This is a genomic window from Paenibacillus sp. Y859 (genome assembly GCF_056786405.1).
In genome coordinates, this window is the sequence record NZ_JBXCIZ010000011.1 from 127511 (window position 1) to 136889 (window position 9379).

A 9379-nucleotide genomic window follows, 5' to 3' on the forward strand; every position below is an offset into this window, starting at 1 on the left:
CTAGTTACTCTATATTGTTATTCCAAGGTATAATCGTATCGCAGAAGCGTTTAATCAAATGCCAATCATGGCTAATGACGAGTAGTCCTAATTGACGAGCCTTCGCTATTTCAAGCACGGTATGCCATATCTGTGCCTGAGTAATCGCATCTAACATCGTTGTCATCTCATCTGCAATCAAAAAGCGAGTATCTGGTCCTAACGCACGAGCGATGCAGATTCTCTGCAGTTCACCGCCTGATAGTTCATTTGGCCATCGTTCTAGCCATTCTTCCTCAATCCCCATCTCTTGAATAAAAGAAGCTTCTGGAGCCCATCCCTCGGTTAGCGTTCGTCTCATTCTCCAACGTGGATTAACGGCTCGATCTGGATGCTGAAGAACCATTTGGACAGGATGGTGACCACTTCGAGGTATCGCTGACTTATTGATGGTGACCTCTCCCCCTTCCGGCTTCGTATACCCAGCTAATATACGTCCTAATGTCGTTTTGCCACAACCACTAGGTCCAACTATTCCGACAACTTCACCAGACTGAACAGCTATATTGATATCGCGAAAAAGATACGGTCCTTGTCCATATCGAAAACTTAAATGCTTACCTTCAAGTTGCACGAATACACCTCACACTTCCGCCACGAACCTCTCTAATGCTTGGTCGCTCACGACTACATTCAGGTATAACCCAAGGACAACGAGGTGCGAATAAACATCCCGTTGGCAAATGGTTGGGACTTGGCTGCATACCTGCTAGCGGGATGAAATCATTATGCGGTAAAGCTTGCCATAGAGCACGACTGTATGGATGTCGAAGCTGCTCTCCTCGATCTGTGAAGTCTTGAGCAGAAGCAATTTCAACCGTAGTTCCAGCATAGAAAACGACAACCCGATCAGCAATCTGAAGAGACGATTCAATATCATGTGTAATGAACAATACCGCACATCCATCATCTGCCAATTCTTTAAAGCGCTGTAACGCTTCCTTCACATCATCTGGGTGCATGCCCGGTGTTGGCTCATCTGCTACAATCAGACTTGCGCCACTGACCGTTGCTGTAGAGACCAGCACCTTCCGCGCCATACCTCCAGATAATTGAAATGGAAATAATCGCTCAACATGTTCCGCCAGTCTATATCGCTTGAATATCTTCCGCTGCTCTGTCACGGGATCTTTATCCCTTACCGACGTGCGTACTTGCGCGCCCACTCTGATCAAGGGATCTAGATAGTTAACGGATTGAGGCACAAGTGCAATCTCACGACCTCGAAGAGCAGCTTTTCTTGTCGCATCCAATATCTCGCCCTGGTAACGAATCGTTCCAGACAATACAGCATGATCCGGGAGTATTCCTAATATGGCGTGGGCAAGCAGGCTTTTACCAGAGCCACTAGAACCAACAACCGCCACGATTTCCCCTTCTTCAACTGACAGATTAACGCCATCTAATACCTTCGTAGTCTGATGACGCATTCTCGCTGTGTACTCCTTAAAAGAGATAGATAAATCATGTACTTCCAGAATAGCCATATCTAATATGAACCTCCTTATGCATTAATATATTTTCTTTCATTCACAATCGAGAATATTCGTGATAAACTGACAATTATCAATTCACATAAGTGAAAACAGTCACAATGCAGCGAAACAGCTATACTCTATTTTGTTATGCTTCTATTATAATATCGGAGGGTTATGAATGAGTAATTTAATTAACAAGTGGAATCAAGTCAGCCTAGTAAAACGAATACTTCTGGGCATGATGATTGGTATTATCTTGGCTTTAACAATTCCTGATGCCGCACAAGGGGTATCTATCTTCGGTTCATTGTTTGTAGGTGCATTAAAGGCTGTTGCCCCCATCTTAGTCTTGTTCTTAGTTATGAGTGCCATCTCTAAACATCGAAGTGGACATCAAACAAATATGAAATCGATTATTGTCCTTTATGGTTTAGGTACATTCCTAGCCGGATTAGTGGCCGTTGTAGCTAGTTTTCTATTTCCGATTACATTAAAACTTACAACAGGCAACCTAGATCTGATACCTCCAGGTGGCATTCTAGAAGTTCTTGAGTCGATACTATTTAATATCGTTGCTAACCCGATCGATGCTCTTATTAATGCCAATTATATTGGCATACTTGCTTGGGCTTTACTTCTTGGCATTACGTTAAGAAATGCTACTGATTCTACCAAAAACATGCTTTCTAATTTCTCAGATGCTATATCTCAATTAGTGAAATGGGTCATTAATTTGGCGCCTATTGGAATTATGGGATTAGTCTTTGATGCAATCGCAACAAGTGGGCTTGCAACCTTGCTCGACTACGGGAAATTACTTTTAGTGCTACTGGGCTGTATGATTTTTGTAGCTATTGTCGTTAATCCATTGATCGTATTCATCTATATTCGTAAAAATCCATATCCTCTTGTCTTTAAATGCTTGAGGGAAAGCGGTATTACAGCATTCTTTACACGTAGCTCAGCTGCAAACATCCCGGTAAATATGAGTTTATGTGAAAAGTTAGGTTTAGATGAGGATACGTATTCTGTTTCGATCCCATTAGGTGCTACCATTAATATGGCAGGTGCAGCTGTTACGATTTCTGTCTTAACACTTGCTGCAGTGAACACTCTCGGCATTCAAGTCGATATTGGTACTGCGCTTATTCTTAGTGTCTTAGCAGCTGTATCGGCTGCAGGCGCTTCAGGTGTTGCCGGGGGATCCCTCTTGCTCATTCCTCTAGCATGTAGCTTATTCGGAATTCCGAATGATATTGCTATGCAAGTCGTTGGAGTTGGTTTCATTATAGGTGTGTTACAGGACTCTTGTGAAACGGCACTGAATTCATCCTCCGATGTCCTTTTTACAGCAACAGCTGAGTATGCCAAAACACGTAAAGAAGGTAAGGAAATTATTATCAACGCTTAGAAACTAATTTTTATAGATTCCACTTATTTAAAATGTAGACAATCCTATTCACAAATCCAGGATTTGTGAATGGGGTTGAATTTTTTACAGCCTCAGAATGTATCACTCACGCGACCCATGGGGATCGACCCTCAAACGTAAATATTCACCAAGCCATTCGAAAGAACGTACGACAATAAGAAGACCTAATCCAGGAAAGATAGCAAGCCACCACATCCCCGTTGACAAATATCGCATGGATTCAGACAGAATAATACCAATTGCCGGTTGATGTGGGGACAAACCTAAGCCAAGAAATGTAATCGATGATTCATGTAAAATAGCATGTGGGAACATGAGCAGTAATCCAACAAGCAATTGCGGTACGAGATGTGGCCACAAATGTCTTGAAGCAATCCACCACCTAGATTTCCCTAGACTCCGAGATACAAGTACAAAGTCAGCCGATTTCAATTGCATCGCTTCAGCGCGAATGACACGTGCAAGGCTGGGCCAATGCGTTAATGAGACGCCGATAATAACCCCTTTCATTCCCCCACCAAACACAAAAGAAATCAGAATGAGCATCACTAAATGGGGAACACTTAGGAACAAGTCGATGAGCCAAGAAATAATCTGATCGACGACTTTTCCCATCGTTGCAGACATCAATCCTAATATAGCCGCTATAATCACACTGCTGATTGAACCTAGTAAGCCAACTCGAATACTAAGCGAAAGTCCTTGTACAGTCCGGGTAAACATATCCCGGCCTAACCAATCTGTACCGAATAAATGGTTTAGCCCTGGGGAAAGATTACGAGCATCTAATTGTGTTGCGGATGATTTTGAACCGAGCAGCATGCTGCCAATCCCTATTGAACATAACAACAATACAGCCCCTATAGCAACTATGAATGTACGTTGTCGCCTATTGATGATCCTCATGCTGTCTTACCTTCTTCCCGGATTCGCGGATCTACCCAGTGATAGAGGACATCTGCAATGCCATTCCCAGTAAAGACAAATAAAGCACTACATAGAACGAGTCCTAACAACAGTGGGACGTCTCCCCTTAGTCCCGCCTCTACCGTTGCTTGTCCAAGACCTGGATATGAGAAAACCTGCTCCGCTAGAACCGCCCCACCGAACAATTCACTGAAAGAAGCGAACTGTAATGTAATCGCTGGCAGAGCAATATTCCTCAGACCATGTCGCCGAAATAAGGTGAAACCCTTTTCCCCTCTAGCTCTAGCAAACAATACATAGTCACTTTCTAGCACATCTATTAATTTCTGCCTCGTATGAAGTGCAATAGACGATACACCTACAATACTGAGTGTTAGTGCAGGCAGAATCATATGCATGATTCGATCCCCCAACGTCACTTGATCCGCAAGCACTCCTACGGGTACAGCTAATCCAACGGGGAACCAACCTAACCATACCGCGAACACTATCAAGAGCAGTAAGCCCATCCAGTATGTAGGTGTAGATGCTAAAGTATAGCAATACCATTTAATCCAACGATCCAACCATGTATTCTTCTTAAGCGCTGCAATGACACCTATCGTAAACCCGATGACACCCGATAATATCCAGGCGGATGCCATAAGGACCACAGAATTTATAAATCGATCACCGATGACATCTGTTACAGGCTTGCGATATATCATCGAAGTACCGAAATCGCCATGAAGCAATGCAGATGCCCAGCGTGTGAATTGCTCTATTGGGGATTGATCTAGCCCCCAATAGGTCGCTATTTCCTGTCTTTGCTCTGCACTTACCTTCATCATATCTGCACCAATATAAGCTTGTACGGGGTCAACAGGTGATAAATGAACTAAGGTAAATGAGACGATACTGACCATAATCAAGAGGGTGACTAACCGAAAAGCCTTCCGCCCTATAAAGAAAACACCATCCCGGACCATCATCATTCCCCTCTCTATTTATTCTTTCCATTTCCAATCCTCAATATTGTCAGTGATCAACCATCCATGCGTATGAGGCTGAATGCGTTGAACACCGATATCAAGCTTATCATTCACAAGATACAAGTGATCAATATTGACGAGCCAGGCCCATGGCGTATCTCCAAGCCCACTGAATCCTGTCTGTCCATCCCATTGCGCATTCTTCCAATATTGTAATGCCTCTTCTTCAGTTAACGCTCTCAAAGCTTGTTGCATCCAATCATCCACAACTGAATTGCTATAATAACCGGGATTAAAGTATTCTACACCTTGAAAGTCAGTGCTATAAATATTGTACATCTCCAATGGATCATGACTACCAAACCCCATCAGAACAGCACTCGAATGCATCATCTTCTCAATCTCATCCCAACTCTTACCTTCAACATTCATTCGAATTCCGATAGACTTCACCATGTCAGCAGTCGCCAAAGCTAAAGATTGGCGAACCATATCGCCCGAAGGATATACTAAAGTGAACTCAGCTCTGAGTTCTCCCTTCTCAACAATACCGTCACCATTATTGTCACTCCAACCCGCATCTGTTAGAAGCTGCTTAGCCTTGTCGATATTTCCATCTTCAATCACGGTGTCAGGATTCCACCAAGGAAGATGATCACTCGTTGAATAGGCTGGAGTTCCATACCCATTCAGCAACCCATCTACTAGCTTCTGACGATCGATAGCGATATTAATGGCTTGACGAATGGCGATATCAGACGTCACATCATTTCCGATCGGATATCCCTCCGCAGTCGTTCCACCCGAAGGGATATAAGGAAACATAATTCCGCGATTATCAACGGTCTTCACATCCTCAATCCGCATTCCATCAACCGTCTGATTACTTAAGGATGACACAATATAGGCAACATCCAATTGGCCACTCTTCGCACTAGCAAAGGCAGCGTCTTCATTTAAGAACACATAGGTCAGTTTCTTGAAAAAAGGAACCTTACCGTAATATTCTGGGTTCAATTCGACGATAACCTGTTGCCCTTTATCCCACTGCACCATTGTATAAGGGCCAGAACCGATTGGATTCTCTGCATATCCCTCTCCATAAGCATGTTCAGGTACGATACCCATGGATACTAACATCGATATGAAGGTAGACTGTGGCTCTTGTAATGTGAAAATCACCGTGTCGTCACCCTGAGATTCCACACTCGCCATATTTGTTAAATCTACTGTGGAAACATTCTCTGCTGCCTTCTCGAAAGTAAAGACAACATCTGCCGCAGTCAAAGCCTGCCCATCAGAGAAATTCACATCGTTACGAATCTTCACTGTCCACACTTTCCCGTTATCACTAACTTCATAACTTTCTGCTAGATCGTTCACAATCTTTAAGTCTTCATCTCTCTTGAGCAAAGTACTCTGAAATAACGGTGAGCCATAATGTCCCCAACCAGTCGTTGGATCGAACCCATCCTCTGGCTCGGCACCGACAGCCAAAATTAATTCATCCTTATTCGGTTGCACAGTATTGCCCTGATCTTCAACTTTCGGCGAGGCAGACTTAGAACACCCCGCTAACAGTATACATAACACGATTACCGATACTAGCGAACATTTAAAAGACCCCTGTAACATAAAACTTATTCCCCCCACTAATGTCTGTAACACGTTTTAGCATTATTGTAACACTAACAGATAGGAAATCCATTATTTTTCAACATAGATTGAAAGTATACGTTCTTTGGAGGGCTTACTGCTCTACCCTTTATAATTTTAAAAGTCTATAGAAGGTGAGGCAAGAATAGATGCATAGAGTACACTTAATTAGTAGGAAAAGTAGCGATAGAGAGAATTAGTTGTACAAAGTACAGTTAAAAATGGCGATAACGCTGAAATGTGGAATTTCCAGTAATTTAGATGTACTCCATGCAACTAAAGTTAGCTTCAGAGGAAAGGGATTGAATTTAGATGTACTTATGGCACTTAATAGTGAATGGTGGAGGGGCATCAGTCTCTTTATGTATGCTTTAAAGCATTTGATATACGAAAGAAGAGGTTAAGAAATTAGCCTATTTGTAAATCGTTAAATCTTGTCAAGATCATTTAAGGGGATTATTTCCTGTTAATGAAACTATACTATTGAAAAGGAATAAAAAAGGAAGGTGATTGATTTGAATATATTAAAAAAGTTGTTCAAAAATGAAAAGAAGATGGTCGAAGTGAAGCCAAGTCTCGTGGCATCTCAATTAGAAGAAAGGCATAACTCCATATACTTAAATGAGAATCCACTTATTGTTATCAAAGGAGATAACGCAGACGCCCGTAACTTACTGTCTAAGAGAATGAAAGAGTTATGTAAGAAGAGCGGGTATACGTACCAGGAGAATATGTTAAAAGAAGAAATAACTATCCTTACAAAAGACAACACATACCGGTTAATAGTCGATTATTATTATGAGGTTTATGAAGAGGAAGTTAATCTTCATATGGATGAAATGGTGATATTGTTCCCTACAGAAGATAATGAAGTAAACTTTTCAAATGCTTACTACTTTTTAATGACTACCTTTTTTCGTCAATTATAACGTGATGAAGAACATGTACAGAACATGTTCTTTTTGTTATAGGTACTATGTATGATCATGGCCAAGCTCAGATGAACCTTGATCATCTGCATAAGTTACCGAAAGTTCTGCGTAGAACACACCATTCTGTACTTGAATTTGCTGATGAAGCGATCTAAGATTGGCTACATTTCCCCGAACAACGATAACTTCTAAACACTGTGCATGGTTTAAATGTACATGCATCGTAGAGATAATGTCGTGGTGGAACTGATGTTGCAATTCCATGAGTACCATAGGAAGCTCACTTATGTGATGGTCATATACCATAACAATCGTACCTGCTACTAATTCATCAGAACGTAGCCGAGTAGGCTCCAATAAAGAGCGTCGCACCAAATCTCGAATCGCTGCTGAGCGGTTAGTATATCCCTGATCTTCAATATATTGATCGAACTGTTCAATTAACGGTGCTGGAAATGACACACCGAATCGGGTTAACTCTTCTTTTTCTGCCATGTTACCACCCTGCCTTATTATTTACCCCAATAATAACATGTTTCCGTTCCTTGGTCATGATCGTATTCTATTTGTATCATAATATCGTAAAACGTAACAAAACATAAGATTTTACGTTTAATGAGTAAAAGATCATTTTTATAAGAGGAGGAGGAGGTTGTAGAATGCGAATGGGATTAATCATTTCAATTGTAATCATTACTGCTCTATCAACTAGGTGCAACAGTATTGAAGATTCAGGCTTTACATTGATGATTCACAATAAATTAAACGTAGATTCAGAATATCAACCTTATCATATAATATTAGATCCCGAATCAGTATCGAACGCCCATCTAATCCTCAATGGTGATGAATGGAATCCAATGCAATCGAACGAGTCCAGCCCCGCTGATTATCGCATTTACTTTCAGCCAACAAATGATCCTCAAACGGTTGAAGTGTTTTACGATGTTTGGTTAACGAAGGGCTATGTAGAACGACATATTCAAGGGCTCCAATCGTACACGAAGCTATCCGCAACGCATGTTGAAGACCTGAGAACAATCATTATCCAAAAGCATTCTTCAGCAAAGGAATATACAACATTTCTGGCGATGAATCTCCCTTCGCTCACTACTGCTGCAGAGGCTGATATGGAAATAATGGAATTGGAGGAGTTTTACCGTATAGACCTGCGTAACACTTCTACTATCTTTCTGAGTGAGCGCAATATATCTGCATACCGTAATCTTATGAACCCCATATCTTTGGAAGACGTAATGAAGATTACCGATGATCACGCTAAAAAGTTGGCCATAGATGCAATCGAAGGTAAGTACAAGCTCATTGAGGGAGAAGGTGTCGTAGTACCTATTGTCGACTATCGTAGCATACTCGATTATTCCACTTACCTAAGCCCTACTATTGTTGCCTACTTAGAGCTTAAAGCAATAGAATCTGACAACCCCATGATCGCGGATGGAAGTATTGTCATTGAATGGAGCCAGATCGCCAACAGGGCATTATCAATTGAAGCTTATTTAAAAGAATATCCTGAATCGCCACGATATGATCAGCTCAGCCTTGATTTACGTAGTTACTTATTTTCTTTTTTCATCGGGTCAAGTAATACCGACATATTCGAGTCCGATAGGACTATTAAACCCATTGTAAGAACGGCATACGATCATATTATCGCTTCTCACAGCGATACTAAGACAGGTATATTAACACAAGAGTATACTGCGTTATTGGAGCGCCTTATCAAAGAGTATCCAACTGTAACAGACGTATTTAACGACCCTATGCAACAAGAGATCCATACATTTATTGAAGCATTGGATGAGAGATTGAACTACTCACCACTTAACCGACCTTACGGTCTGTTTGAAGTGGGAGATTCCTAAGAACACCAACCTAACGGTTCGTTTTTGATTAGGCGATCCCCGTCATTCCAACGGTTAGAAG

10 protein-coding genes are annotated in these 9379 nt (G+C 41.6%); 4 read left to right on the top strand and 6 right to left on the bottom strand.

All coding sequences use genetic code 11. The features are described 5' to 3' along the window. Positions 1-4: 4 nt before the first annotated feature. Both AC1TO8_RS18940 and AC1TO8_RS18945 read right to left on the bottom strand, forming a co-directional pair. Positions 5-613 (bottom strand): ABC transporter ATP-binding protein, encoded by a 609-nt coding sequence (locus AC1TO8_RS18940; RefSeq protein WP_482057190.1) that lies wholly within the window; start codon positions 611-613, stop codon positions 5-7. Next, the gene (locus AC1TO8_RS18945) at positions 603-1526 is read right to left on the bottom strand and encodes an ABC transporter ATP-binding protein (RefSeq protein ID WP_482057191.1); all 924 of its coding nucleotides are present in this window, start codon (positions 1524-1526) and stop codon (positions 603-605) included. Before AC1TO8_RS18945 ends, AC1TO8_RS18940 begins: the two co-directional genes overlap by 11 nt. Before the next feature lie 169 nt (positions 1527-1695). Between AC1TO8_RS18945 and sstT the strand changes: the two genes are divergently transcribed. Beyond that, on the top strand, positions 1696-2928 hold the full coding sequence (sstT, locus tag AC1TO8_RS18950; RefSeq protein ID WP_482057192.1) for a serine/threonine transporter SstT: 1233 nt from the start codon (positions 1696-1698) through the stop codon (positions 2926-2928). A gap of 102 nt (positions 2929-3030) precedes the next feature. Here the strand turns inward: sstT and AC1TO8_RS18955 are convergent, their stop codons facing one another. The 3 genes from AC1TO8_RS18955 to AC1TO8_RS18965 are packed head-to-tail and all read right to left on the bottom strand — an operon-like array spanning position 3031 to position 6482. Further along, a complete protein-coding gene (locus tag AC1TO8_RS18955) occupies positions 3031-3855 on the bottom strand; it encodes an ABC transporter permease (RefSeq protein ID WP_482057193.1) in 825 nt (274 codons plus the stop codon). Continuing rightward, positions 3852-4847, bottom strand: coding sequence for an ABC transporter permease (locus tag AC1TO8_RS18960; RefSeq protein ID WP_482057203.1), 996 nt, complete (start codon positions 4845-4847; stop codon positions 3852-3854). The genes AC1TO8_RS18955 and AC1TO8_RS18960 overlap by 4 nt, the downstream gene beginning before the upstream one ends. A 15-nt stretch (positions 4848-4862) precedes the next feature. Further along, positions 4863-6482: an ABC transporter substrate-binding protein gene (locus tag AC1TO8_RS18965; RefSeq protein ID WP_482057194.1), complete on the bottom strand. Its 1620-nt coding sequence runs from the start codon at positions 6480-6482 to the stop codon at positions 4863-4865. A gap of 242 nt (positions 6483-6724) precedes the next feature. Here AC1TO8_RS18965 and AC1TO8_RS18970 point away from each other — a divergent pair, with 242 nt between their 5' ends. Beyond that, positions 6725-6907: a hypothetical protein gene (locus AC1TO8_RS18970; protein WP_482057195.1), complete on the top strand. Its 183-nt coding sequence runs from the start codon at positions 6725-6727 to the stop codon at positions 6905-6907. 111 nt (positions 6908-7018) lie between these two features. Next, positions 7019-7432: a hypothetical protein gene (locus tag AC1TO8_RS18975; RefSeq protein WP_482057196.1), complete on the top strand. Its 414-nt coding sequence runs from the start codon at positions 7019-7021 to the stop codon at positions 7430-7432. Positions 7433-7477: 45 nt separating this feature from the next. Here AC1TO8_RS18975 and nikR read toward each other — a convergent pair whose 3' ends face one another. Continuing rightward, positions 7478-7930, bottom strand: coding sequence for a nickel-responsive transcriptional regulator NikR (nikR, locus tag AC1TO8_RS18980; protein ID WP_482057197.1), 453 nt, complete (start codon positions 7928-7930; stop codon positions 7478-7480). A gap of 164 nt (positions 7931-8094) precedes the next feature. Here nikR and AC1TO8_RS18985 point away from each other — a divergent pair, with 164 nt between their 5' ends. Beyond that, positions 8095-9318: a hypothetical protein gene (locus tag AC1TO8_RS18985; protein ID WP_482057198.1), complete on the top strand. Its 1224-nt coding sequence runs from the start codon at positions 8095-8097 to the stop codon at positions 9316-9318. Positions 9319-9379 lie beyond the last annotated feature (61 nt).